General features: G+C 62.9%; 22 protein-coding genes. 11 read left to right on the top strand and 11 right to left on the bottom strand.

Features of this window, described 5'->3' with window-relative positions; genetic code table 11:
- Positions 1-4: 4 nt before the first annotated feature.
- Positions 5-916 (bottom strand): LysR family transcriptional regulator, encoded by a 912-nt coding sequence (locus ACGYLX_RS05965; protein ID WP_067260717.1) that lies wholly within the window; start codon positions 914-916, stop codon positions 5-7.
- 169 nt (positions 917-1,085) lie between these two features.
- Here ACGYLX_RS05965 and ACGYLX_RS05960 point away from each other — a divergent pair, with 169 nt between their 5' ends.
- The 10 genes from ACGYLX_RS05960 to ACGYLX_RS05915 all read left to right on the top strand — a co-directional run bounded on the left by ACGYLX_RS05960 (position 1,086) and on the right by ACGYLX_RS05915 (position 12,346).
- Positions 1,086-4,502, top strand: coding sequence for an indolepyruvate ferredoxin oxidoreductase family protein (locus tag ACGYLX_RS05960; protein ID WP_394447922.1), 3,417 nt, complete (start codon positions 1,086-1,088; stop codon positions 4,500-4,502).
- Between the two features lie 57 nt (positions 4,503-4,559).
- The gene (locus ACGYLX_RS05955) at positions 4,560-5,432 is read left to right on the top strand and encodes a lysophospholipid acyltransferase family protein (RefSeq protein WP_394447920.1); all 873 of its coding nucleotides are present in this window, start codon (positions 4,560-4,562) and stop codon (positions 5,430-5,432) included.
- 9 nt (positions 5,433-5,441) lie between these two features.
- The gene (locus ACGYLX_RS05950) at positions 5,442-6,251 is read left to right on the top strand and encodes a glutamate racemase (protein WP_271691460.1); all 810 of its coding nucleotides are present in this window, start codon (positions 5,442-5,444) and stop codon (positions 6,249-6,251) included.
- Positions 6,252-6,289: 38 nt separating this feature from the next.
- Entirely contained in the window at positions 6,290-7,318 is a 1,029-nt protein-coding gene (argC, locus tag ACGYLX_RS05945) for an N-acetyl-gamma-glutamyl-phosphate reductase (protein ID WP_394447918.1), read from the top strand.
- Positions 7,315-7,758, top strand: a complete 444-nt coding sequence (gene ccmE, locus ACGYLX_RS05940) for a cytochrome c maturation protein CcmE (RefSeq protein WP_394412449.1) — start codon at positions 7,315-7,317, stop codon at positions 7,756-7,758. The genes argC and ccmE overlap by 4 nt, the downstream gene beginning before the upstream one ends.
- Positions 7,759-7,839: 81 nt before the next feature.
- Positions 7,840-8,451 carry a holin-associated N-acetylmuramidase gene (locus tag ACGYLX_RS05935; RefSeq protein WP_394447916.1) on the top strand — a complete coding sequence of 204 codons (612 nt, stop codon included), beginning with the start codon at positions 7,840-7,842 and terminating at the stop codon, positions 8,449-8,451.
- Positions 8,442-9,017: a holin family protein gene (locus ACGYLX_RS05930; RefSeq protein WP_394447914.1), complete on the top strand. Its 576-nt coding sequence runs from the start codon at positions 8,442-8,444 to the stop codon at positions 9,015-9,017. The genes ACGYLX_RS05935 and ACGYLX_RS05930 overlap by 10 nt, the downstream gene beginning before the upstream one ends.
- A 74-nt stretch (positions 9,018-9,091) precedes the next feature.
- Complete coding sequence (locus ACGYLX_RS05925; protein WP_394447912.1) at positions 9,092-11,056, top strand: heme lyase CcmF/NrfE family subunit; 1,965 nt, start codon at positions 9,092-9,094, stop codon at positions 11,054-11,056.
- Entirely contained in the window at positions 11,053-11,505 is a 453-nt protein-coding gene (locus ACGYLX_RS05920) for a cytochrome c-type biogenesis protein (protein WP_322327616.1), read from the top strand. Before ACGYLX_RS05925 ends, ACGYLX_RS05920 begins: the two co-directional genes overlap by 4 nt.
- 67 nt (positions 11,506-11,572) lie before the next feature.
- On the top strand, positions 11,573-12,346 hold the full coding sequence (locus ACGYLX_RS05915; RefSeq protein ID WP_067260694.1) for an enoyl-CoA hydratase-related protein: 774 nt from the start codon (positions 11,573-11,575) through the stop codon (positions 12,344-12,346).
- Between the two features lie 3 nt (positions 12,347-12,349).
- On the opposite strand, the gene ACGYLX_RS05910 is transcribed toward ACGYLX_RS05915, so the two are convergent.
- The 3 genes from ACGYLX_RS05910 to gltX form a co-directional block, all read right to left on the bottom strand.
- The gene (locus tag ACGYLX_RS05910; RefSeq protein ID WP_394447910.1) at positions 12,350-12,649 is read right to left on the bottom strand and encodes a hypothetical protein; all 300 of its coding nucleotides are present in this window, start codon (positions 12,647-12,649) and stop codon (positions 12,350-12,352) included.
- Positions 12,650-13,120: 471 nt separating this feature from the next.
- Positions 13,121-14,416, bottom strand: a complete 1,296-nt coding sequence (locus ACGYLX_RS05905; protein ID WP_394447908.1) for a citrate synthase — start codon at positions 14,414-14,416, stop codon at positions 13,121-13,123.
- Between the two features lie 114 nt (positions 14,417-14,530).
- The gene (gltX, locus tag ACGYLX_RS05900; RefSeq protein ID WP_394447906.1) at positions 14,531-15,931 is read right to left on the bottom strand and encodes a glutamate--tRNA ligase; all 1,401 of its coding nucleotides are present in this window, start codon (positions 15,929-15,931) and stop codon (positions 14,531-14,533) included.
- A 115-nt stretch (positions 15,932-16,046) separates the two neighbouring features.
- Here gltX and ACGYLX_RS05895 point away from each other — a divergent pair, with 115 nt between their 5' ends.
- Positions 16,047-18,074, top strand: a complete 2,028-nt coding sequence (locus ACGYLX_RS05895) for a ComEC/Rec2 family competence protein (protein ID WP_394447904.1) — start codon at positions 16,047-16,049, stop codon at positions 18,072-18,074.
- On the opposite strand, the gene lexA is transcribed toward ACGYLX_RS05895, so the two are convergent.
- The 7 genes from lexA to ACGYLX_RS05860 all read right to left on the bottom strand — a co-directional run bounded on the left by lexA (position 18,068) and on the right by ACGYLX_RS05860 (position 23,548).
- Complete coding sequence (gene lexA / locus ACGYLX_RS05890; protein ID WP_067260680.1) at positions 18,068-18,763, bottom strand: transcriptional repressor LexA; 696 nt, start codon at positions 18,761-18,763, stop codon at positions 18,068-18,070. The genes ACGYLX_RS05895 and lexA overlap by 7 nt on opposite strands.
- Before the next feature lie 72 nt (positions 18,764-18,835).
- Positions 18,836-20,008, bottom strand: coding sequence for a gephyrin-like molybdotransferase Glp (glp, locus tag ACGYLX_RS05885; RefSeq protein WP_394447902.1), 1,173 nt, complete (start codon positions 20,006-20,008; stop codon positions 18,836-18,838).
- Positions 20,005-20,478, bottom strand: coding sequence for a cyclic pyranopterin monophosphate synthase MoaC (moaC, locus tag ACGYLX_RS05880; RefSeq protein WP_394447900.1), 474 nt, complete (start codon positions 20,476-20,478; stop codon positions 20,005-20,007). Before moaC ends, glp begins: the two co-directional genes overlap by 4 nt.
- Entirely contained in the window at positions 20,478-21,290 is an 813-nt protein-coding gene (trpC, locus tag ACGYLX_RS05875; protein WP_271687133.1) for an indole-3-glycerol phosphate synthase TrpC, read from the bottom strand. Before trpC ends, moaC begins: the two co-directional genes overlap by 1 nt.
- 7 nt (positions 21,291-21,297) lie before the next feature.
- Entirely contained in the window at positions 21,298-21,957 is a 660-nt protein-coding gene (locus ACGYLX_RS05870; protein ID WP_394447898.1) for a uracil-DNA glycosylase, read from the bottom strand.
- Entirely contained in the window at positions 21,954-22,970 is a 1,017-nt protein-coding gene (gene trpD / locus ACGYLX_RS05865) for an anthranilate phosphoribosyltransferase (RefSeq protein ID WP_394447896.1), read from the bottom strand. The genes ACGYLX_RS05870 and trpD overlap by 4 nt, the downstream gene beginning before the upstream one ends.
- Entirely contained in the window at positions 22,967-23,548 is a 582-nt protein-coding gene (locus tag ACGYLX_RS05860) for an anthranilate synthase component II (RefSeq protein WP_394447894.1), read from the bottom strand. Before ACGYLX_RS05860 ends, trpD begins: the two co-directional genes overlap by 4 nt.
- Positions 23,549-23,672: the final 124 nt, after the last annotated feature.

Below are 23,672 nucleotides of genomic sequence, written 5' to 3'. Positions count from 1 at the left end.
CGGTTTAGCCTTCGCCCTCCACCCGTTCGCGCCATTGCTTGCGGTAGGTAATGATCTCTTCTTGAACGAAATCCTTGAAGGCGGCGACGCGTTTGGATTGGCGCAGTTCCTCCGGATAGGCGAGGTAGACCGGCACTTCGGCGGATTCGATATCGGGCATGACCTGCACGATATGGGGGAAGTCTTGGATCAGGTAGTTGGGCAGCACGCCGAGGCCAAGATGGTGCACCACGCCTTGCAGCACGCCGAAATAGTTGTTCACGGTCAAGAGCGAGCGCAGGTCGTACATCATCAGCTCTTTGACCAGTTGCAGCCCCGCGCCGACCTGATCGCTGTCGGTGTTCTGACAAATCAACCGGTGATCGGTCATATCCTCCATACGCGCGGGCGTGCCGTGTTTTTCGAGGTATTCCGGGCTGGCGTAGAGGCCCATGCGCACCGACATCAGCCGTTTGCGGACCAGATCGGCCTGGCTCGGTTCCTTCATGCGGATCGCCACGTCGGCCTCGCGCATCGGCAGGTCGAGCACGCGTTCTTCGAGCATCAGGTCGACTTTGAGGTCGGGATATTGCTCGTAGAGTTTGGGCAGACGCGGGGCGAGCCAAAGGGTGCCGAAGCCGGTCGTCGTCGTGACACGCAGCTCGCCAAAGACCTCTTCTTCGCTGTCGCGGATGCGTGCGGCGGCGGCGTCAAGGCGTTTGGCCATGGCCGAGGTCGCGTCGAACAAAAGCTCGCCTTGTTCGGTCAGGATCAGCCCGCGCGCATGTCGGTGGAAGAGGTTGGTGTTAAGCTGCTCTTCCAGCCCGCGAATCTGTCGGCTGACGGCGGATTGCGACAGGTTGAGCTTGTCCCCCGCATGGGTCAGCGACCCCGCATCGGCCACGGCGTGAAAAATTCTGAGTTTGTCCCAATCCATGGCCCGTACTTTCCTTGCCCAGCCTTTCTCCTACCTTAATAGCCGGGAGAAAACAGCACAAACCGTCGCCTGCGGGACTGCCGTTGCGGAATAACTGCTATACAGGTCAGCAACTGTGACCTATAATCCGGGCAATCATGCAAGACTGACGTGCTAGGGAGGGCCCGCCATGACGACGCAAAAGATTTCGCTGAACGACCGTTTCGACCTTGAGAAAAGCCCGGTGCTGCTGAACGGCACGCAGGCGCTGGTCCGGCTGATGATGATGCAATCGGCACGGGATCGCGCCGCGGGGTTGAATACCGCGGGCTATGTCACCGGCTACCGGGGCAGCCCGCTAGGGGGCGTGGATCTGCAAATGCAGCGCGCCGAGAAGAAGCTGGCCGAGCATAACGTGCGCTTTGAGCCGGGGCTGAACGAAGACCTCGCGGCGACCATGCTTTGGGGCAGCCAGCAGGCGGAACTGCGCGGGGAGGGCAAATACGACGGCGTTTATGGCCTGTGGTACGGCAAGGGGCCGGGGGTGGACCGCACCGGCGATGTGATGCGCCATGCGAATATGGCGGGCACTTCGCCCCATGGTGGTGTGTTGATGGCCATGGGGGATGACCATACCGGCGAATCCTCTACCGTATTGCACCAGTCGGAATGGGCGATGGTCGATGCCTATATGCCAGTCGTGTCTCCTGCTGGTGTGCAGGAAATTCTCGACTATGGGATTTACGGCTGGGCGCTCAGCCGTTTCTCGGGTCTTTGGGTCGGTCTCAAGACTATGAAGGACACGGTGGAAGCAACCAGCGTGGTCAACGGCGATCCCAACCGGATGAAGCTGATCACGCCTGACTTCGACATGCCTGTTGGCGGGCTTTCGATCCGGCTGAACGACACGCCGCACCTGCAAGAAGCGCGGATGATCGACTACAAGCGCTTCGCGGCCGAGGCGTTCTCTCATGCTAACAAGATGGACAAACGTGTCTGGGGCAAGCGCGGGGCCAAGATCGGCTTTGCCGCGGCGGGCAAGAACTGGCTCGATCTGGTCCATGCGCTGAGCCTGTTGAACATTGACGAGAACGAGGCGGAGCGGCTGGGGATCACGACCTACAAGATCGGCCAGACCTTTCCGCTCGACATGCAGGGGTTCCACGATTGGGCCGATGGGCTGGACCTGATCGTGGTCGTCGAAGAGAAACGCAAACTGATCGAGATCCAGATCAAGGAAGCGCTCTTCAACGACACCCATCGCCGCGTTTACGGCTGGCACAAGGGCGGCGCGGGGATGGAACATGGCGAAGAGCTGTTCCCGACCCGTGGCGCGCTCGATCCCATTCTGATCGCCGAAAAGATTGGTGGTATTCTGCTGGAGGAGGGCCGAGAGACCGATGGCATCCGTGCCGGGCTGGAGGCGCTGAACGAGGCGCGGCGTTCGGACAACGCCGAAGATATCGCCGCGCGCCTGCCGTACTACTGCGCGGGGTGCCCGCATAACTCCTCGACCAAGGTGCCGGATGGCTCCCGCGCCTATGCGGGCATCGGCTGTCACTACATGGTGCAATGGATGGACCGCGAAACCACGGGCTTTACCCATATGGGCGGCGAGGGCGCGAACTGGATCGGGGAGGCGCCGTTCTCGAATACCGAGCATGTGTTCCAGAACCTCGGCGACGGCACCTACAACCATTCCGGCGTGTTGGCCATTCGTGCTGCCATCGCGGCGGGGACGAACATTACTTACAAGATCCTCTATAACGACGCGGTTGCCATGACCGGGGGCCAGCACAACGAAGGCGACCTTGACGCCTACCGCATCGTCGAAGAGTTGAAGGCGATGGGCGTGAAGAACGTCGCGGTCGTCTACGACCAGAAGGAAGACGTGGACCTGACACGCTTCAAAGGCGTGGAAATCCACGAACGGGCCGAGATGCCGAACGTGCAAAAGGCCTACCGCGAGCACAAGGGCGTGTCGGCCATCGTCTACATCCAGACATGTGCCGCCGAGAAACGCCGCCGCCGCAAGCGCGGGCTGTTCCCGGACCCCGACAAGCGCGTCTTCATCAACGAGGACGTCTGCGAAGGCTGCGGCGATTGCGGCGTGCAGTCGAACTGCGTGGCCGTGGTGCCGAACGAGACCGAGCTGGGCCGCAAGCGCGCCATCGACCAGTCGCAGTGCAACAAAGATTTCTCCTGCCTCGACGGGTTCTGCCCCTCCTTCGTGACGCTGGAAGGCGCCAAGATCCGCAAGGACCCGACCACGGAACTGACCATCCCCGACCTGCCGCAGCCCGAGTTGCCCAAGATCGACGGCACCCATAACGTCGTCATCACTGGCGTGGGCGGCACCGGCGTCGTGACTATCGGCGCGCTGCTGGCGCAGGCGGCACAGTTGGACGGCAAGGGCGCGGGCATGATGGAGATGGCCGGCCTCGCACAGAAGGGCGGTGCGGTGCATATCCACTGCCGACTGGCCGAACGCCCCGAGGACATCAGCGCAATCCGCGTGGCCACCGGTGAGGCGCATGCGCTTATCGGCGGGGATCTGGTGGTCTCTGCTGGTCACAAGACGCTGGGGCTGACCCGCGCGGGCCGTACCGGGGCCGTGGTGAACTCGCACCAGATCATCACCGGCGACTTCACCCGCGACACCGAGTTCCAGATGCCCTACGACCGGCTGAGCCTCGCGCTCGAGGCGCGGCTGAAAGACGACGTGGCGATGTTCGATGCCTCGGATCTCGCCAAGGCGACTTTGGGCGACTCGATTTTCTCCAACATGATGATCTTCGGTGCCGCGTGGCAGCGCGGCCTGCTACCGCTGACGTTCGAGAGCCTGATGCAGGCGATCGAGATGAACGGCGCGGCGGTGGAGCGCAACAAACGGGCCTTTGAGATCGGTCGCTGGGCCGTGCTCTACCCCGAGGATGCCCGAGCGGTGAGCCAGCCCGATAACGTGGTCGAACTGCCCAAATCGCTGGGGGAGAAGATCGCCTTCCGTGAAAACCACCTGACCGAGTATCAGGGCAAGGGGTTGGCCAAACGCTATACCAAGATGCTCGACGGTATCGAGGATCGTGACGTCAAAGCGGCGGTGGCCTTGGGGTATCATAAACTCCTGAGCTACAAGGACGAATATGAGGTCGCCCGCCTGCTGATCACCAGCCGGGACAAGGCGCGGGCGGAGTTCGACGGCGACTTTAACATGACCTTTCACATGGCGCCTCCGCTGATCTCGAAGATGGGGCCGAATGGCCGGCCGGAGAAGCGTGAGTTCGGCCAGTGGCTGGAAGGGCCGCTGCGGGTCATGGCGAAGTTCAAAGGGCTGCGCGGCACGCCGCTCGATCCCTTCGGCTATACCGCCGAGCGCAAGATGGAGCGTGCGTTGATCAAGCAATATGAGGCCGATATGGCCGAGGTGCTGCCGAAGCTGACCGACCAGACCCGCGACGCCATCGTGGCGCTGGCCGAACTGCCGCTGCAAATCCGCGGCTTTGGGCCGGTCAAACAAGGCAATGAGGCGAAGGCCGCGAAACGGCGCGAAGAACTGCTGGCGGTGATCCGCGCAGGCGGCACGGCCACGGCCAAGGCGGCGGAGTAATACCGCTGTTACATCTTTGCCTTAAAGTGTCCGCCAAGACGATCCTGAGGCCGAGATGTGACCTACGCCCGTGACATAAGCTATGCCCATTCCGCCCGAACCCGGGGCGGGAGGGCGCTCATTCGATTGATGGAAAACACCACCGGGCGCGTTTCCTTGCTCAAACGGGCCGAAGGCTACGAAGACGATCTGGCCGCGGGGCTGGGGTTCTTCGATGCGATGGTCCGGCGCTGTGGTCTGACGCTGGACGTGATGCGCGGCGCTTTGGCCAATATCCCGACGCGGGGGCCGGTCATTCTGATCGCCAATCACCCCTACGGCATTCTGGACGGGCTGATGTTGGGCCATATCCTGAGCCAGACGCGCGGCGATTTTCGCATCATGGCCAATGCGGTTTTCAGCCAAGCGCCGGATCTGGCGCATCATCTGCTGCCCATCAGCTTTGCCGAAGACCGCGCCGCACTGGCGCTCAACCTCGCCACCCGCCGGACCGCGTTAAACTATCTGGCGCAGGGCGGGGCGATTGGTATCTTTCCCGGGGGCACCGTCAGCACCGCCGCGCGACCGTTTTCGCAGCCGTTGGACCCCGGCTGGCGCAGCTTCACGGCGCGGATGATCGCCAAGTCTGACGCCACGGTGGTGCCGATCTACTTTGACGGTCACACCAGCCGCTTGTTCCAGATCGCCAGTCACCTGCATGCCAACCTGCGCATGGGGCTGCTGATCAAAGAGTTCCGCGCCCGCGTCGATACGCCCGTGCGCGTGGCCATCGGCGACCCGATCCCGCGCACCACGCTCGACCCGCTCGCAGGGGACGCAAAAGCGATGATGGATTTCCTGCGCAAAGCCACCTATGAGTTGTCACCAAAGCCGGGCCAGTATCAGGGCCTCGGCTACGAGTTTGAGGAACGGCATAGAGCCGACAGGTGACGACAGACCATGGCAGTTGGTATATTCGATTCGGGGCTGGGCGGGCTGACCGTCTGGAACAAGGTGCAAGAACGGCTGCCGGAGGTGGATTTCGTCTATCTCGCCGACAGCGCCCATGCGCCCTACGGCGTGCGCAATGCCGATGATATCTATGAGCTGACCTGCGCCGCCGTGCAGCGGCTTTTCGATGCGGGCTGCGATCTGGTGATCCTTGCCTGCAACACCGCCTCTGCCGCCGCGCTGCGCCGGATGCAAGAGGGGTGGATCCCGCGCGACAAGCGGGTGCTGGGCGTCTTTGTGCCCTTGATCGAAGCGATGACCGAGCGGCAGTGGGGCGACAACTCTCCGCCGCGCGAGGTGGCCGTCAACCATGTGGCGCTCTTCGCCACGCCTGCCACGGTGGCAAGTCGCGCGTTTCAGCGTGAACTGTCTTTCCGCGCCATCGGTGTGGATGTTGAGGCGCAGGCCTGCGGCGGGGTGGTCGATGCCATCGAAGAAGGCGACATGATCCTTGCCGAAGCGCTGGTGCGCAGCCATGTCGACGCGCTGAAGCGCAAGATGCCCAACCCCGATGCGGCAATCCTGGGCTGTACCCATTACCCGCTGATGCAGGAGGCCTTTCAGGCGGCTTTGGGCGGGCAGGTCAAAGTCTTCAGTCAGGCCGAGTTGGTGGCGGATTCCTTGGCCGATTACCTTGAGCGGCATCCTGATATGACAGGCACGGGTGAGGCGGCTTTTCTCACCACTGGTGATCCCGCCCGGGTGAGCGACCGCGCGACGCAGTTCCTGCGACGACAGATCACATTCACCGCCGCCTGAACTCCAATTACATTTCGTTCCGAACAAGGGGACAGACCATGACCCAGAACATCGCCATTCTTGGCGCCTCCGGCTATACCGGGGCAGAACTCATCCGGCTGATTGCTGGCCATTCTTCTATGCAGATCAAGGCTTTGGGCGCGAACTCCAAGGCCGGCCAGACCATGGCCGAGGTCTTTCCCCATCTGCGCCATCTCGATCTGCCCACATTGGTCACGATTGATGAAATCGACTTTTCGCAGATTGATCTGTGCTTTTGCGCATTGCCCCATAAGACCAGCCAAGAGGTGATCGCGGCGCTGCCGAAGGACATGAAAATCGTCGATCTTTCCGCCGACTTCCGCCTGCGCGATCCTGAGGATTATGCCAAGTGGTACGGCAATGAACATGCTGCGCTTGAGCAGCAGAAAGAGGCGGTCTACGGACTCACCGAATTCTACCGCGAAGAGATTGCCGCCGCGCGGCTGGTGGCGGGGACGGGCTGCAATGCGGCCACGGGGCAGTTTGCCCTGCGCCCGTTGATCGCGGCGGGGGTGGTTGATCTGGATGATATCATACTGGACCTGAAATGCGCCGTCTCCGGGGCAGGGCGATCGCTCAAGGAAAACCTGCTTCATGCGGAGTTGAGCGAGGGCTATCACGGCTATGCGCTTGGCAGCACACACCGGCATCTAGGGGAGTTCGATCAGGAGTTTTCGGCCCTTGCAGGACGGCCCGTGCAGGTGCAGTTCACCCCGCATCTGGTGCCTGCGAACCGCGGCATTCTGGCGACCTGCTATGTCAAAGGCGATGCGCTAGCGATCTATGAGACAATGCAAAAAGCCTATGCTGATGAACCCTTTATCGAGGTGCTGCCCTTCGGCGAGGCGCCCAGCACGCGGCATGTGCGCGGCTCGAACTTCTGTCATATCGGCGTGGTGGCCGACCGTCAGACTGGGCGGGCAACGGTGGTCGCGGCGCTGGATAATCTGACCAAAGGCTCCAGCGGGCAAGCCTTGCAAAACGCGAACCTGATGCTGGGCCTGCCGGAAACTGACGGGCTAATGATGGCCCCGCTCTTCCCATGAAGAGCCTCAAGAAACAGCGCCGGATCCAGATCATCGCCGTGGCGGCGGTGGCCTTGGTCCTGTCGACCGCACTGATCGGCTATGCGCTGCGCGACGGGATCAACTATTTCCGCGCCCCAAGCCAAGTCATCGCCGAGCCGCCCGGCCCGTCAGAGGTGTTCCGCATCGGCGGGCTGGTTGAGGAAGGGTCGCTGAAGCGCGGGCAGGGCGAGCAGATCAGCTTTGCCGTGACCGATGGCGGGGCCTCTGTCCCGGTGGTTTTCACGGGCGTCTTGCCGGATCTCTTTGAAGAGAACCAAGGCATGGTCGGCACCGGCAGCTATGTCGGCGGCGTGTTTGAAGCCACTGAAATTCTTGCAAAACATGATGAGACCTACATGCCCAAGGAAGTGACGGACGCGCTGAAAGAGCAGGGCGTTTATCGCGAATCCGAAGGCTGACCGCTGCGCAACGCGCGGGGGCCTGAGCATCTCTTAACCAATCCGGCGGAGCCTGTTTGCATGCAAAACAGGAGAGTCGCGATGCAGTCCGTGCGTGAGATCGCCAGCGCCATCGTCGCCCGCGAGGGCGGCTTTGTGAATGACCCCGACGACCCCGGCGGGGCGACGAAATACGGGGTGACGATCCACACCATGCGCCGCTTGGGGCTGGACCTGACCGGCGATGGGGCGGTCGATGTGGCGGATGTGCGCCGCATTGGCCGCGCGCAGGCAGTCGATATTTTTGTCCGGCATTACTTCAACGCGCCGCGCATCGCCGAACTGCCCGCGCCATTGCAGCCGAGCGTCTTTGACATGTATGTCAACGCAGGTAGCAACGCGGTGAAAATACTGCAAAATCTGCTGCGTGAGATTGGGCAGGATATCACCGTTGATGGGGCCATTGGGCCGCAGACGATCCGCGCTGCTCATGCCGCATGGCAGGCCGCCCCCGAACATCTGGTCGACGCCTACGGCATCGCGCGGCGCAACTATTACTTCCGCCTTGCTGACCGGCGTCCTGCCAGCCGTAAATACGCGCGCAGTCGCTCAGGCGGCAAGGGGGGGTGGATACGCAGGGCCGAAGAATTCATCTCGCCGCGGTATCACATGAGCGACGCCGATTTCGCACGGAGGGTGGCACAATGGGGCTGATCGAACGTATCTTCATGACAATCTTCGGCGGTGAGCGGAACGTCATCCGCGACACGGTCGAAGTGTTCCGCGAGAATGCCGAGGCCGGGGCGCAGCGCGCCCATGCGGTGCAGGGCCAAGCCATGGCGCAATATGGGGCCGAGTTCGCCCAAGCGCGGCAGGGTGGCTTTGACCGCTTCATGGACGGGGTCAATCGTCTTCCCCGCCCGATGCTGGCGCTCGGCACGCTCGGCCTGTTCGTCACCGCCATGGTCAATCCGCTGTGGTTCTCCGAACGGATGCAGGGCATCGGCTTGGTGCCCGAGCCGCTTTGGTGGTTGTTGGGGGTGATCGTCTCTTTCTATTTTGGTGCGCGGCAGCAGGTGAAATCGCAGGAGTTTCAGCGTGCCATCGTCGGCACCATCGCGCGGGTGCCGCAGGTGGTTGAGAATATCGAGATTTTGCGCGAGATGCGCGCCGACAGCCCTCAGGTGGCCGACACCGGTGCCGACAGCCGTCTGGCCCTCGCCGCGGTTGCGCCGTCGGAGAATGCCGCCCTTGATGCTTGGCGTCGCAGCCGGGGCTGACTGCGACCGATTGACCGTTTTTCACGTTTGATTTGCCATGGCTTAGGGGGCGTCGGCCCCCTATAGTCCGGCCCATGATTACAGAGCTTGGACATTTCGCGCTTGTGCTCGCCTTTGGCGTGGCGCTTGTACAGATGGTGGTGCCGATGTGGGGCGCTTGGCGGGGCCGCGCGGGCTGGATGGCGGTGGCCGAACCGGCAGCGGCGGCGCAATTTATCCTGATCGCCCTGTCCTTTGGCGCGCTGATGTGGGCCTTCGTCACCTCGGATTTCAGCCTGCAACTGGTCGTGGCCAACAGCCATTCCGCCAAGCCGATGCTTTATAAAATCAGCGGCACATGGGGCAATCACGAAGGGTCGATGCTGCTTTGGGTGCTGATCGTGGCGCTTTTCGGGGCGATGGCCGCGTGGTTTGGCGGCAACCTGCCGCCGCGGCTGCGGGCGCGGGTGCTCTCGGTGCAGGCGGCGATTGGGGTGGCCTTTCTGGCGTTCATCCTTTTCACCTCGAACCCCTTTCTGCGCATGGGCACGCCGCCCTTTGATGGCCAAGACCTGAACCCGCTTTTGCAAGACCCCGGTTTGGCCTTCCACCCTCCGTTTCTCTATCTCGGCTATGTCGGTCTCAGCATGGCCTTCAGCTTTGCCGTGGCGGCGCTGATTGAGGGGCGCGTGGATGCGGCTTGGGGCCGGTGGGTGCGGCCGTGGACGCTGGCGGCTTGGGTGTTTCTGACCATTGGCATCGCGCTTGGGTCTTGGTGGGCCTATTACGAGCTGGGCTGGGGCGGTTTCTGGTTCTGGGATCCGGTCGAGAACGCGAGCTTCATGCCCTGGCTCTTGGCGGCGGCGCTGTTGCATTCCGCCATTGTGGTCGAGAAACGCGAGAGCTTGAAAAGCTGGACCATTCTGCTGGCCATCCTCGCCTTCGGCTTTTCGCTGATCGGGACTTTCATTGTGCGCTCTGGCCTGCTGACTTCCGTCCATGCCTTCGCCAATGACCCCGAGCGGGGGGTCTTTATTCTGGCCATTCTGGGGGTCTTTACCGGCGGTGCGCTGGTGCTCTATTCGCTGCGCGCCTCGGCGCTGGAGGCGAAAGGCGTCTTTGGCTTGCTGAGCCGCGAGACGGCCCTCGTGGTGAACAACCTGCTGCTCGCAGTGGCCTGTTTCGTTGTCTTCGTCGGCACCATGTGGCCGCTGGTGGCTGAGATGTTCCTCGACCGAAAACTCAGCGTCGGGCCGCCGTTCTTTAACGCCGCGTTTACCCCTTTCATGGTAGCGCTCGGGCTGATCCTGCCGATTGGCAGCGCGATGCCATGGAAACGGGCCAAGATCATGCGTGCGCTCTACCCGTTGCGCTATGCCTTCCTGCTAGCGCTGGCGCTTGGGGGGCTGGCCTTTGCCATGCAGACCGGGCGCGGCCTGCTGGGGCCTGTGGGCCTGTTCCTTGGGGCATGGCTGGTGATGGGCACCGTGGTGGATGTGATGCAACGTCTTGGGCGCGGCCCGGGCAAGCTGCGCCGGTTGCGCCGCCTGCCGCGTGCGGATTGGGGCAAGGCCACGGCGCATGGCGGGCTGGGCGTCACCATGGCCGGGATCGCGGGGCTGATGGCTTGGGCCGTGGATGACATCCGCGTGGCCCGGATCGACGCGCCTTTTGACGTGGGCAGCTACACGCTGACCCTGCGGGATGTGAGCGAGGTCAGAGGGCCGAACTACCTCAGCACCATGGCCGAGATCACGCTAGCGCAGGACGGCGAAGTGATCTCGACCCTGCTGCCGGAAAAGCGGTTCTACCCCGTGGCGCAGATGCCGACGACCGAGGCGGCGATCGACTATAACCTCGCGCGGGACGTCTATGTGGTGATCGGCGACGCGCAGGACGGGGGCGGTTGGGCCGTGCGAACCTATATCAAGCCGATGACCAATTGGATTTGGATCGGCTGCGCGCTCATGGCGCTTGGCGGGATGCTGAGCCTCAGCGACCGGCGCTTTCGGGTCGCGGCGGGCGCACGCAAGCAAACGGTAGGAGTGCCTGCGGAATGAAACGGCTGCTGCTGATCCTGACTCTGCTCGCCAGCCCGCTCTGGGCGGTGCAGCCTGATGAGGTGTTGGACGACCCCGCATTGGAGGCCCGCGCGCGGGAGTTGAGCCAAGGTCTGCGCTGCCTTGTCTGCCGGAACGAAAGCATTGATGAGAGCAACGCGAGCCTTGCGCGTGACCTGCGCATCTTGCTGCGCGAGCGGCTGGTGGCGGGCGACAGCGATGAGGAGGCGGTGGATTTTATCGTCGACCGATACGGTGAATATGTCCTGCTGAACCCGCAGGCGACGGGGGCCAATTGGTTGCTCTGGGGGGCCGGGCCGCTGATGCTCTTGCTGGCCGGGGGGCTGGGCGTGATCTATCTGCGCGGCCGCGCCCGCAGCAAAACCCCAAGCGAAGCGCCCCTTTCGGCAGAGGAAGAAGCCCGCCTGCGCGATATTCTTGACCGCTGACGCCCCGTTGCACTGGCAGCGGCACATTGCTTTGATATGCTGCGGCCAAGCAATCGAGGATAGCAAGATGGACTATGAAACGATCACCTATGCGCTGACCGACGATGTCGCGCTGATCACGCTGAACCGCGCCGATAAGATGAACGCGCTCACCACCCAGATGCGGGCAGAGCTGACCCATGCGGTGACCGAAGGCGGGCGCGCGGCGCGGGTCGTGGTCCTGACGGGGGCGGGGCGTGCCTTTTGCTCGGGCCAAGACTTGGCCGACCGGGCGGGCGGCGTGGCCGATCTGGAGAAAACGCTGCGCGAAGAATATGCGCCGCTGCTGCGCGCCATCATCAACTGCCCGGTGCCGACCATCGCTGCCGTGAACGGCCCGGCGGCAGGGGCAGGGGCGAATATCGCGCTGGCCGCCGATGTCGTCTTTGCGAGCGAGAGCGCCTATTTCATGCAGGCTTTCACGCGCATTGGCCTGATCCCCGACGCGGGCGGCACCTATGCGCTGCCCCGGCAAATGGGCATGGCCAAGGCAATGGGGGCGGCCCTCTTCGCCGATAAGATCACCGCGCGACAGGCCGATGATTGGGGGATGATCTGGCAGGCCGTGCCGGATGCGGAGTTCGATGCCCATTGGCGTGCCAAGGCCGCGCAATTGGCCGCCGGCCCGACCGCTGCCTATGCCGAGGCCAAGAAGGCGATCCGCGCGTCATGGGACAATGGGCTTGAGGATCAACTCTCGCTGGAGGCCCAAGCGCAGGGCCGCTGCGGCAAGTCTCAGGACTTCGCCGAGGGGGTGACGGCCTTTACCCAAAAGCGCAGCCCCAAGTTTCAGGGGCGCTGAGCGCTAGCAACTACGCTCAACCAAAAGCACATCACTTGCCGAAGGTGCCGGGCCATTGGCCCGCGCCACAACCGCCACAGCGACGCCGTCCGCCAAAACCGTATGGACCGAGTTCGAAACCTGCGCGATGGTGATGCGCGGCGGGGTCTGGCCCTTGTCATAGACCACGGCGATCTGGTCGCAATCATGCAATGTATCGGGGACGAGCGCACCCTGAGGGCCAGGGACATCGTCGGCCTTCGCCGGCGTCAGACCGATGGCGCAGTCCCAGCGAAGCCCTTTGGTCCGGTCCGTTGCGGTCATCCTGCATCCTCTCGTCGCGGCCCGGCTGTACTGCTGGGCGTCTACAATGGGGTGGACGCCGGCCGGAATGCGAAAGAGCGAACCCCTTCGGCAGTGCCGCAATGATGCCCTTCCCACCCCGAAAAGACATCGTGAAGGGACGCTACCGCCGCGGGGGGAATCCCGTCAAGCGGGGCGCGGGCATTGTCACGAGGTGCGAAACAGTGCCGCAATTTGGCCGTATTTTCGGCTCCGGTGTTTCGTGTCCGGCAAAACGCTTGGAAACATTCACTGATTTTTCACGCCATTGCTGACAGTGCATAAAAGGGCACCGGTTTTCGCGATTCGGGCGAGCGGAATCAGTTGCCCCACCGGCGGCGCCATTGTTGCCCTAGGGTCAACAACCTCAATCATAGGTATTGCGGGCAGTGGCGGGCGAAACGCGAAACGCCCCGGAAATCCGGGGCGTTTGCATGGTCTTTGAAGGTTGCTTCAGCGGTTCTCGATATCGACATAATCGCGCTTGTCTTCGCCGAGGTACAGTTGACGCGGACGGCCGATTTTGAGCTGCGGATCGCTGATCTGCTCTTTCCACTGGGAGATCCAGCCCACGGTCCGCGCCAGCGCGAAGATCGGGGTGAACATCGACGTGGGGAAGCCCATCGCTTCGAGGATGATGCCGGAATAGAAATCCACGTTCGGGAAGAGCTTCTTCTCCGCGAAATATGGATCCTCCAGCGCGGCTTTCTTCAACTCCTTCGCGACCTGAAGGATCGGGTTGTTCTCCACGCCCAGCAGTTCGAGAACCTCGTCGGCGCTTTCCTTCATCACGGTCGCGCGCGGGTCGTGGTTCTTGTAGACGCGGTGGCCAAAGCCCATCAGGCGGAAGGGGTCGTTCTTGTCCTTGGCGCGGGCGATGAACTCAGGGATTCGATCGGGCGTGCCGATCTCCTTGAGCATCTCAAGGCAGGCTTGGTTCGCGCCACCATGCGCCGGACCCCAGAGGCAGGCAATGCCAGCGGCGATACAGGCGAAGGGGTTCGCACCGGAAGACGACGCCAAACGCACGGTCGAGGTCGAGGCGTTCTGCTCGTGATCGGCGTGGAGCGTAAAGATCCGGTCCATCGCGCGGCTGAGAATTGGGTTGACCTCATGCTCTTCGGCCGGAACGGCAAAGCACATGCGCAGGAAGTTCGACGCATAGTCGAGATCGTTGCGCGGATAAACGAATGGCTGGCCAATGGTGTATTTATAGGCCATCGCCGCGATCGTTGGCATCTTGGCGATCAGGCGGATCGTGGCGACCTCGCGCTGGTGCTCATCGTTGATGTCGGTGCTGTCGTGATAGAAGGCCGACATCGCGCCAACCACGCCCACCATGATCGCCATCGGATGCGCATCGCGACGGAAGCCGCGGAAAAAGTTCATCATCTGCTCGTGCAGCATGGTGTGGTTGGTCACTAGGCGCTCGAAATCTTCCAGCGCCTTGGGGGAGGGCAGCTCGCCATAAAGCAGCAGGTAGCAGACTTCGAGGTAATGCGACTTCGACGCCAGTTGTTCGATCGGGTAGCCCCGGTGCAGCAGCACGCCTTTGTCACCATCGATGAAAGTGATCGTGCTGTCGCAAGCCGCGGTCGAGGTGAAGCCCGGGTCGTAGGTAAAGACACCCGCCTGCCCATAGAGCTTGCGGATATCAACAACATCGGGCCCGTCAGTGGGGCTGTGAATCGGCAGATCGAAGCTTTGATCGTCGATCGTCAGCGTTGCGGTTTTATTGTTATTGGTCATGAAATCCCTTCCCGAATGTAGGCTGCGGAGATGCCCCCGCCGTCTGGGCCTAGCCCCATATGGGGCTGTCCCGTTCAGTTATACCTGCCGCCCAAAGAAGTGGTGAACCAAAACTTAGGCCGCGGCGTCCGTCAGTCGGGCAAGGGTCTCATCGCGCCCCAGCACCAACATCATGTCAAAAACCGATGGGGTGACTGCCCTGCCAGCCAAGGCCGCCCGAAGCGGCCCCGCCAGCTTGCCAAATTTGGTGTCATGCGCGGCAGCAAAGCCGTTCAGTACCTCCTCCAGCGTTTCTTTGTTCCAGCTAGCATTTTGCAATTGCGGCGTCAATTCCGACAGTATGCCACGGGATACCGTATCGAGATTCTTTGCTGCTTTCTCATCCGGGGTGATCGGTCGCTCGGCCAAGACAAAGGCCGCTTTTTCAATCAGTTCGGGGAATTTCTTCGCGCGATCTTTCAGGCAGTACATCGCCCGTTCCAACCCCTCGGCCTGACCTTCGGTCAGCGCGGGCTCTCCTGCCGCTTCAAGATAGGCTTCAATCTCGCGCCGCAGTGCGGCATCATCGGCCTGTGCGATATGCTGACCGCAGAGGTTTTCCAGCTTTTTCAGGTCAAACTGCGCGGGGCTTTTGCGGATCCCGTCCAGATCGAACCATTCCTGCGCCTGTGCATCGGTAAAGAATTCGTCATCCCCATGGCTCCAGCCCAGACGGGCGAGGTAGTTGCGCATGCCCGCCGCAGGATAGCCCATCACCTGATATTCCTGCGCACCCAAGGCGCCGTGACGTTTCGACAGCTTCTTGCCATCCGCGCCGTGAATCAGCGGGATGTGCGCCCAAACCGGCACGTCCCAGCCCATCGCCTCATAGATCATCATCTGGCGAGCGGCGTTGTTGAGGTGATCGTCCCCGCGCACCACATGGGTCACGCCCATGTCGTGATCGTCCACCACGACGGCCAGCATATAGACCGGCGTGCCGTCCGAGCGCAGCAGGATCATATCGTCGAGCTGGTCGTTGCGGATGGTGACATCGCCCTGCACCTGATCGTGGATCACGGTGGTGCCTTCCAGCGGCGCCTTGATGCGGATGACATAAGGCGCGTCCGGGTGGCTGGCCGGATCGGCATCGCGCCACGGGGAGCGATAGAGCGTGCTGCGCCCCTCGGCCTTGGCCGCCTCGCGGAAGGCGGTGATTTCTTCTTGGCTGGCGAAGCACTTATAGGCTTTGCCGGCGGCCAGCAGCTCCTGCGCGACTTCGGCGTGGCGCGGGGCATTTTCGAACTGGCTCACGATCTCGCCATCGTGGTCGAGGCCGAGCCACGACATGCCCTGAAGAATCGCCGCCGTCGCTTCAGGGGTTGAGCGCGCGCGGTCGGTGTCTTCGATGCGCAGCAGGAATTTACCCCCCCGGCCACGCGCATAGAGCCAGTTGAACAGGGCGGTCCGCGCCCCGCCGATATGCAGGAACCCGGTGGGAGAAGGGGCGAAACGGGTCACAACAGGGGCGTTCATGGCGGAGGGCCTTTCGGTCAGAGATATGGTGTTCGGAGCGGCGTTTACCAATTGGTAACCATCCCGGTCCTAGGATTTGACGCCTGTCTACCCAGTGCGATCCGCGGGGGCAAGCATGGGCCTTTGGAACCAGTTCAGCGCCGTGATGCTGCGCCAGCGCGGGCATCTGTTTTGCTGGGTGCCGGTCTGCCTCGCCTTGGGGATCGGCTGGTATTTTTCGCTGCGGGCAGAGCCTTCGGGGGTGATGCTGGCGGCGGTCGCAGGTGTCGTGGTCGTGCTGGCGGTCGTCGCGCGGGCGCTGCCTGAGGTCACGGCCCCCTTTGCTGTCGCCGCGGCTTTGGTCTTGCTGGGAGTGCTGCTGGCGGCGTTTCGGGCGCATTCGGTGGCAGCCCCGGTTCTCGGCTGGCGTTACTATGGCTCGGTCGAAGGGCGTGTCGTGGCGCTTGACCGAAGCCAGTCCGACGCGCCCCGCGTGACGCTCGATCAGGTGCGGTTGGACCGGGTGCCGCCCGCGCGCACACCGCCCCGGGTGCGCGTCTCACTCCATTCGACGCTCCCCGGCGCAATTACGCCACGGCCCGGCATGCAGGTGATGACCACGGCGCATCTGTCGCCCCTCGCAGGCCCGGTCGAGCCGGGCGGCTTTGATTTTCAGCGCCATGCTTGGTTTGCCGAGTTGGGTGCGGTGGGCTACACCCGCGTGCCGCTTTTGGGCATGGCGGACCCTGTGGAAGGGGGCATCGCGCTGACCCTCTTCCGATTGCGCATGGCCGCCTCCGCGCGGGTGCGCGCGCATCTTCCCGGCGATATCGGCGGTATCGCCGCCGCCATCACCACCGGTGACCGCAGCGCCATTTCGCAAGACGCCCTGCAAGACCTGCGCAGCAGCAATTTGGCGCATCTATTGGCGATCTCGGGCCTGCATATGGGGTTGCTCAGCGGAGTTGTCTTCGGCGCAGCGCGCCTGCTTCTCGCGTTGCATCCGGTCACCGCCACCCGTTGGCCAAGCCGAAGCATCGCCGCGGGGGCCGCTCTGATCGCCGCCACCGGATACCTCGCGCTGTCGGGCGGAAATGTCGCGACCGAGCGGGCCTATGTTATGTGCGCCGTGGCGCTATGCGCGCTGATGATCGGGCGGCGGGCGATCTCCCTGCGCGCCGTCGCAATTGCGGGCATCATCGTCCTGACCCTGCGGCCCGAGGCGCTGATGGGGCCGGGGTTTCAGATGTCATTCGCCGCGACCACGGCGCTTGTCGCGGTCTTTGGCTGGATCCGCGATTTCGAAGGAGAGGTTATTCCCAAACGCCTCCGCCCCGTCGCCGCGGTGGTGATCTCTTCGGCCGTGGCGGGTATCGCAACCGCGCCCATATCCGCCGCGCATTTCAACACGATCGCGCATTACGGATTGGTCGCGAACCTGCTCTCGGTCCCCTTGATGGGGGTCTTTGTCATCCCCGCCGCCGTGCTGGCGGCGATCCTTGCGCCCTTCGGCGGTGAAGGAATACCGCTTTGGGCGATGGGTCTGGGCCTTGAGTGGATCCTATCGGTCGCGGATGTAGTGGCACATCTCCCCGGCGCGCGCAGCTTCGTGCCGGGGCCGGGGGGATGGGTGCTGCCGCTCCTGTCACTCGGGTTTCTCTGGCTCGTCCTGTGGCAAGGTCATCTACGGTGGTTCGGCCTGCCCGCGATCTTGCTGTCTTTCACCCTCTGGAAAGGAACCACACGCCCGGACGTGCTTGTCGCCGACACGGGAACGCTCGTGGGCGTCATGACCCCGGCGGGCAGGGCGCTCAGCAAAGACAAAGCCGCAGGTTTCGTCGCGCGCAATTGGTTGGAGAATGATGGCGATGGGGCGGATCAAGCCGTGGCCGCCCAAAGATGGGCGGGCCAAGAGGAGGGTATCATCCATTTGTCAGGAAAACGGGCGGTCGCCGCCTTCAGCGGCTGCCAGCCCGAGGAGGTCGTGGTTGCATCCGTCGATATGACGACCGCCCGAGATTGGGGCTGCCAAGTCTACGATCCCTTGCGGCTGCGGGAAACCGGCGCAATCGCGCTGAACAAATCGGCGCAGGGTTGGGAAGTCACCACCGCGAAAGACCGCGCCGGGACGCGTTTATGGAACAGCCGCCAGCAGCGTCAGTAAGTGCGGATCAACCCGACCAGTCGCCCCTGAACCTTCACCTTGTCCGAGGGCAGGACCCGCGTTTCATAGGCGGCATTGGCTGCTTCCAAGGCGACTGACGACCCTTGTCTGCGGAAACGCTTCAGCGTGGCTTCCTGATCTTCGACCAAGGCCACCACGATATCACCATTATCGGCGACGGAGGTTTCGCGGATCACCACGATATCGCCATCGTTAATACCCGCTTCGATCATCGAGTCGCCGCGCACTTCAAGGGCGTAATGCTCCCCCTGACCGGCGATCATCCCGCCGGGCACCGTGACGCTATGGGAAACTTGGGAGATCGCCTCGATCGGGACACCGGCAGCGATCCGGCCCATGACCGGCACATCGAACGCGTGATGCGCGGTGACCGGTTGCGCCGCGGGCGGGGGCGGGGCGTCGGGCCGGTCCCCATCGATCACGCGGGGGGCGAAACCGGGCGCACCGCCAAGGCTTTCGGGCAGTTTGACCACTTCGATCGCACGGGCACGATGGGCAAGGCGCCGGATGAAGCCACGCTCCTCCAATGCCGTGATCAGCCGGTGGATGCCGGATTTCGACCGCAAGTCGAGCGCCAATTTCATCTCATCAAAGCTGGGCGGGACGCCGTCGCGCTGCACGCGTTGGTGGATGAAAGAAAGCAGATCGAGTTGTTTTTTGGTCAGCATCGCGCGGCCCCTGAAGCTTTTATTGCTTTTGTTCTAGGGATGTTCTTGTTTTGTGTCAACCGTGGGTTGGCGTTAAATCAAGATGTACTTTTGGAAATCGCCCGCCTTGCGCGCCGGTTCATTAGGCGGGCGGATCATCAGCGCATCGGCCTGCGCGAGCACGGATAGAAGAGACGAATCCTGCCGATCATCCGGGTGGAGTGCGCCATCGCGAAGATGGGCGCGCATGTAATGCGCTCGGGGTCCATTCGGGCCAATCTCGCGTCCAAGGGGGGCTTCGCGCATCGTAGGATGGACTTCGGTCAGCCCAAGCATGCGCCGCAGCATAGGCAACACGAAGATCGCACCGCAAACCATTGCAGAAACGGGGTTTCCCGGCAGCCCGACCATCGCGGCATCACCGATCTTGCCTGCCATCAACGGCTTGCCGGGGCGCATCGCGACCTTGTAAAAAGACTGCTCCATGCCAAGCTCAGCCGCCACGGGCGCGATGAGGTCATGATCGCCCACCGACGCGCCGCCGATGGTGACGATCAAATCCGCGCCGCGGGCCAGGGCGAAGGCCTGTTTAAGCGACGCTGTCGTGTCACGCGCGATGGGCAGCATGCGCACCTCAGCGCCCGCCTCTTCGAACATCGCGGCGAGGCCGTAGCTGTTGGAGGCGATGATCTGGTCGGGGCCGGGTTTTTCACCGGGCTGCACCAATTCATCCCCCGTGGCGAGGATCGCGATGATGGGTTTGCGGGTGACAGGCACCTGTGCCACGTTCATCGCAGCGAGCAGCGCCACATCGGCGGGTCGCAAAATGCGCGGGGCGATTAGGTCCTCGCCTTCGGTGAAGTCTCCGCCGGCAGGACGAATATTGTCTTTGTCATCAATATGGTGGCCGAGGGTGATAAGGTCGCCCCGCCGGGTCACATCTTCTTGGATCACCACGAAATCGGCGCCCTCGGGCACCGGCGCGCCGGTGAAAATGCGCACCGCTTGTCCGGCTCGCAGCGTACCCGCATAGCCATGGCCCGCCGCGGCTTCGCCGACGACTTTGCACATCGCATCCGGTTCGACTTCGGCGCGGCGCAGGGCGTAGCCGTCCATAGAGGAGGCGGCGAAAGGCGGCTGGCTGCGCTGCGCGCGCACGGGCTGCGACAAGACACGGCCATTGGCGGCGCGAAGGGCGACTTCTTCGGTTTCCAGAGGTGCAACAAGGTTCAGGACGGCTTCCAAAGCCGCTTCGACGCTGATCATGTCGCCTCGTAACGGCCTGATTTACCGCCATCTTTCAGAACGACCCGCGTGCCGCCAATCTCCATCGCCTTATCCACGGCTTTGGCCATGTCATAGACGGTGAGGGCGGTGACGGAGGCCGCGGTGAGGGCTTCCATCTCAACCCCGGTTTGGCCAGTGGTTTTGACAGTGGCGAGAATGCGAATGCCGGGCAGTGCGGCGTCGGGAGTCAGATCGACGCTCACCTTGGTGATCGGCAGAGGATGGCAAAGCGGGATCAGGTCTGCCGTCCGTTTGGCCGCCATGATCCCGGCAAGCCTTGCGACACCCAGAACATCACCCTTCTTAGCGCGCCCTTCAGTAATGATATCAAGCGTTTCCGGCGCCATCTTGATGTGGGTTTCAGCCTTGGCAACTCGCGAAGTCACAGCTTTTTCCGAGACATCGACCATATGGGCGTCGCCCTCGGCGTCGAAATGGGTGAGCGCCATTACATCCCTCCGGGAACGAGCGGGTTTGCGAGCAGATCGCGGGTGGCCTGTTCGACATCTTGCTGCCGCATCAGGCTTTCGCCGATTAGGAAACAGCGCGCGCCATAGACCGCCATATCGGCAAGATCCGCGGGGGTGTATAGGCCGGATTCACAGACCAGCATACGGTCGTGAGGGACGGCCTCTGACAGTTGGCGCGTCACGTCAAGAGAGGTCTCGAAGGTGTTGAGATTGCGGTTATTTATCCCGATCATGCGGCTGTTGAGCTTTTCGGCCCGGGCGAGTTCCTCTGCGTCATGAACCTCAATCAGCGCGTCCATGCCCCATTCATCTGCGGCTTGCTCAAGTTCCGCGGCCTGCGCGTCTGAGACGGAGGCCATGATGATCAGGATGCAGTCGGCCCCAAGGCTGCGCGCTTCGGCGACCTGGTAGGGGTCGTAGAGGAAATCTTTGCGCAGTACCGGCAGATCGCATTCGGCGCGGGCCTCGACGAGGAATTCCTTCGCGCCTTGAAAACTCGGGGTGTCGGTAAGGACCGAGAGGCAGGTCGCGCCGCCCGCAGCATAGGCGCGGGCGAGGGCGGCGGGTTCGAAATCTTCGCGGATCAAACCTTTGGAGGGGCTGGCTTTTTTGATCTCGGCGATCAGGCCGTAGCCTTCGCGGGAGGCTTTGTGCAAGCTCTGCGCGAAGGGGCGGACTGGCGGGGCGGCGCGGGCCGCAGCTTCGACCTCTGCCTGCGATTTTTCGGCCTTGGCAGCGGCAATTTCGTCCAGCTTGTAGGCTTTGATTTTTTCAAGAATTGTGGCGGTCATGGCTTCCTCACGGCTTTGTCCAATGTATGCCGGGCTTGCCTTGGCCCTGCAACCAGTCATTCACGCGGCTGAAGGGGCGTGAGCCGAAGAAGCCGCGCCTTGCAGATAGCGGTGAAGGGTGCGGCGTCTCTATCTTCAGGTTGCGGGCCGGATCGACCTCTGCCGCCGCCTTTTGCGCATGCGCCCCCCAAAGCAGGTAGGCGCGGGGGCGATCAGAAAGACGGTTGAGCACCTGAGCGGTTAACCTTTGCCATCCGAGCCTCGCGTGCCCATGTGCGCAGCCCGCCGGAACGGTCAGCACGCTGTTGAGCAGCAGAACCCCTTGATCGGCCCAGAACCGCAGGTCTGGGTCTTGCGGTGATGCGCTAAGATCGGCGTCTAACTCCTTGAAGATATTGACAAGGGAGCGGGGAATGGGGCGCACATCCGGCTCGGCCGAGAAGGCGTAGCCATGGGCGTGGCCGGGTGTCGGATAGGGGTCTTGACCAAGGATAACCACGTCTACAGCCGGCGGTTGCAGATGCTCTAGTGCGGCGAATATCTGCGGGGCGGGCGGTAGGACGACCCTCGTTTCCGCGGCAAGCTGCTCGGCAATACGCGGCCAGTCCTCGGCAAAAAAGGGCAGCTCGGCCCATGCGCCAAGGGCGCTGAGGCTCGGCGGTGTCATGCCGAATGGCTGATCCGCGCCACTTTCTCGATCCGCTCACGCGCCGCGCCGCTGTCGATGCTTTCGCGGGCCATCTCGACGCCGGTTTTCAGATCCGGGGCCACGTCGGCCACCACCAAAGCAGAGGCCGCGTTCAGCAGCACCGCATCGCGGTAACCTGATGGAACCCCGTCGAGGAGCGCTTTGAAATGTTTGGTGTTTTCGGCAGGCTCGCCCCCGGCGATTGCCTCGAACGGATGGACCGGCAGGCCCGCATCCTCGGGGTGCAATTCGCGCAGGTTGACGACACCGTCTTCCAGTGCTGCGACCCAGCTGACGCCGGTGATGGTCAATTCATCCGTGCCGTCCGAGCCGTGCACGAGCCATGCTTTTTCCGAACCAAGTTGTTTTAGCGTCAGCGCCATCGGTTCAATCAGATCGCGGGTATAGGCGCCGGTCAGCTGCCGTTTGACCCCTGCCGGATTGGTCAGCGGCCCGAGGATGTTAAAAATCGTGCGGGTGCCAAGTTCGGACCGGGTCGGCATGACATGGGCGACGGCGGGGTGATGCATGGGCGCCATCATGAAACCGATGCCAGCTTCGGCCAGTTCACGCTCGACCACCGCGGGGCCGACCATGACGTTGATCCCCAGTTGCGACAGCGCGTCGGAAGCACCCGATTTCGAACTGAGGTTGCGGTTGCCATGTTTCGCCACGACAGCGCCTGCGCCCGCAGCCACGAAGGCGGCCGCGGTTGAGATGTTCAGCGTGCCCTTGCCGTCGCCGCCGGTACCAACGATGTCGATCGCGCCTTCGGGCGCGCGGACGGCGTTGCATTTGCTGCGCATGACCTGCGCGGCGGCGGCATATTCCGTGACCGTTTCGCCGCGCGTGCGCAGCGCCATGAGAAAGCCGCCGATCTGGCTGGGGGTCGCTTCGCCCTCGAACAGGATTTCAAAGGCCTCAACGGCCTGATCCGAGGTCAGCGGCCCGTTCGCAGCGGCATCCAGCAGGGGTTTCAGCGCGCTACTCATGCCGGGACCTTCATCTCGTTCAGGAAGTTTTGCAGCAGGGCGTGGCCATGCTCGGACCGGATCGATTCCGGGTGGAATTGCACGCCGTGTAGCGGCAACTCGCGGTGTTGCAGGCCCATGATGGTGCCGTCTTCAAGCGCTGCGGTAATCTCAAGGCAATCGGGCAGGCTCGCGCGTTCGACCACCAGCGAGTGATAGCGCGTGGCCCCGAAGGGCGAGGGGAGCCCGGCGAAAACGCCGCGCCCGTCGTGGTGCATCTGGCCCAGTTTACCATGCACGATATCATCCGCGCGCACGACCTTGCCGCCGAAGGCTTGGCCAAGCGTCTGATGGCCAAGGCAGACCCCCAGAAGCGGCACGCGCGCTGCGGCGGCGGCATGGGTCAGCTCTAGGCAAATTCCCGCTTGGTCGGGGTCGCAGGGGCCGGGAGACAGCAGGATACCGGCGGGGTTCATGGCCATCGCTTCGTCCACGCTGAGCGCGTCGTTGCGGTGCACTTGCACATCCGCCCCGAGGCTGCCCAGATAGTGGACCAAGTTATAGGTAAAGCTGTCGTAGTTATCGATGAGCAGCAGCACAGGCAGGCATTTCTTTGTATTAGGACTGGAGAAACCGCGCCGGAGCGCGGTATAGGTTTTCGCATACATGTTCAGGCTTGAACCCCATCGTCAAGAGTTTGGGGCAAGCCAATTGAGGGGAACG

Origin of the sequence: Sulfitobacter sp. 1A13496 (genome assembly GCF_043557225.1) — a bacterium.
Taxonomy (GTDB): domain Bacteria; phylum Pseudomonadota; class Alphaproteobacteria; order Rhodobacterales; family Rhodobacteraceae; genus Sulfitobacter; species Sulfitobacter faviae.
This window is presented reverse-complemented; position numbering and strand designations above follow the sequence as displayed.

Bases quoted from the DNA above. Each gene is read 5' to 3' on its own strand.
- ACGYLX_RS05930 (WP_394447914.1), top strand. From the start codon at position 8,442: ATGGGGCTGATCGAACGTATCTTCATGACAATCTTCGGCGGTGAGCGG.
- ACGYLX_RS05905 (WP_394447908.1), bottom strand. From the start codon at position 14,416: ATGACCAATAACAATAAAACCGCAACGCTGACGATCGACGATCAAAGC.
- argC (WP_394447918.1), top strand. From the start codon at position 6,290: ATGACCCAGAACATCGCCATTCTTGGCGCCTCCGGCTATACCGGGGCA.
- ACGYLX_RS05965 (WP_067260717.1), bottom strand. From the start codon at position 916: ATGGATTGGGACAAACTCAGAATTTTTCACGCCGTGGCCGATGCGGGG.
- glp (WP_394447902.1), bottom strand. From the start codon at position 20,008: ATGATCAGCGTCGAAGCGGCTTTGGAAGCCGTCCTGAACCTTGTTGCA.
- ACGYLX_RS05895 (WP_394447904.1), top strand. From the start codon at position 16,047: ATGGGCCTTTGGAACCAGTTCAGCGCCGTGATGCTGCGCCAGCGCGGG.
- ccmE (WP_394412449.1), top strand. From the start codon at position 7,315: ATGAAGAGCCTCAAGAAACAGCGCCGGATCCAGATCATCGCCGTGGCG.
- ACGYLX_RS05960 (WP_394447922.1), top strand. From the start codon at position 1,086: ATGACGACGCAAAAGATTTCGCTGAACGACCGTTTCGACCTTGAGAAA.
- ACGYLX_RS05870 (WP_394447898.1), bottom strand. From the start codon at position 21,957: ATGACACCGCCGAGCCTCAGCGCCCTTGGCGCATGGGCCGAGCTGCCC.
- ACGYLX_RS05910 (WP_394447910.1), bottom strand. From the start codon at position 12,649: ATGACCGCAACGGACCGGACCAAAGGGCTTCGCTGGGACTGCGCCATC.
- ACGYLX_RS05935 (WP_394447916.1), top strand. From the start codon at position 7,840: ATGCAGTCCGTGCGTGAGATCGCCAGCGCCATCGTCGCCCGCGAGGGC.
- ACGYLX_RS05915 (WP_067260694.1), top strand. From the start codon at position 11,573: ATGGACTATGAAACGATCACCTATGCGCTGACCGACGATGTCGCGCTG.
- moaC (WP_394447900.1), bottom strand. From the start codon at position 20,478: ATGGCGCTCACCCATTTCGACGCCGAGGGCGACGCCCATATGGTCGAT.
- ACGYLX_RS05920 (WP_322327616.1), top strand. From the start codon at position 11,053: ATGAAACGGCTGCTGCTGATCCTGACTCTGCTCGCCAGCCCGCTCTGG.
- gltX (WP_394447906.1), bottom strand. From the start codon at position 15,931: ATGAACGCCCCTGTTGTGACCCGTTTCGCCCCTTCTCCCACCGGGTTC.
- ACGYLX_RS05950 (WP_271691460.1), top strand. From the start codon at position 5,442: ATGGCAGTTGGTATATTCGATTCGGGGCTGGGCGGGCTGACCGTCTGG.
- trpD (WP_394447896.1), bottom strand. From the start codon at position 22,970: ATGAGTAGCGCGCTGAAACCCCTGCTGGATGCCGCTGCGAACGGGCCG.
- ACGYLX_RS05925 (WP_394447912.1), top strand. From the start codon at position 9,092: ATGATTACAGAGCTTGGACATTTCGCGCTTGTGCTCGCCTTTGGCGTG.
- trpC (WP_271687133.1), bottom strand. From the start codon at position 21,290: ATGACCGCCACAATTCTTGAAAAAATCAAAGCCTACAAGCTGGACGAA.
- lexA (WP_067260680.1), bottom strand. From the start codon at position 18,763: ATGCTGACCAAAAAACAACTCGATCTGCTTTCTTTCATCCACCAACGC.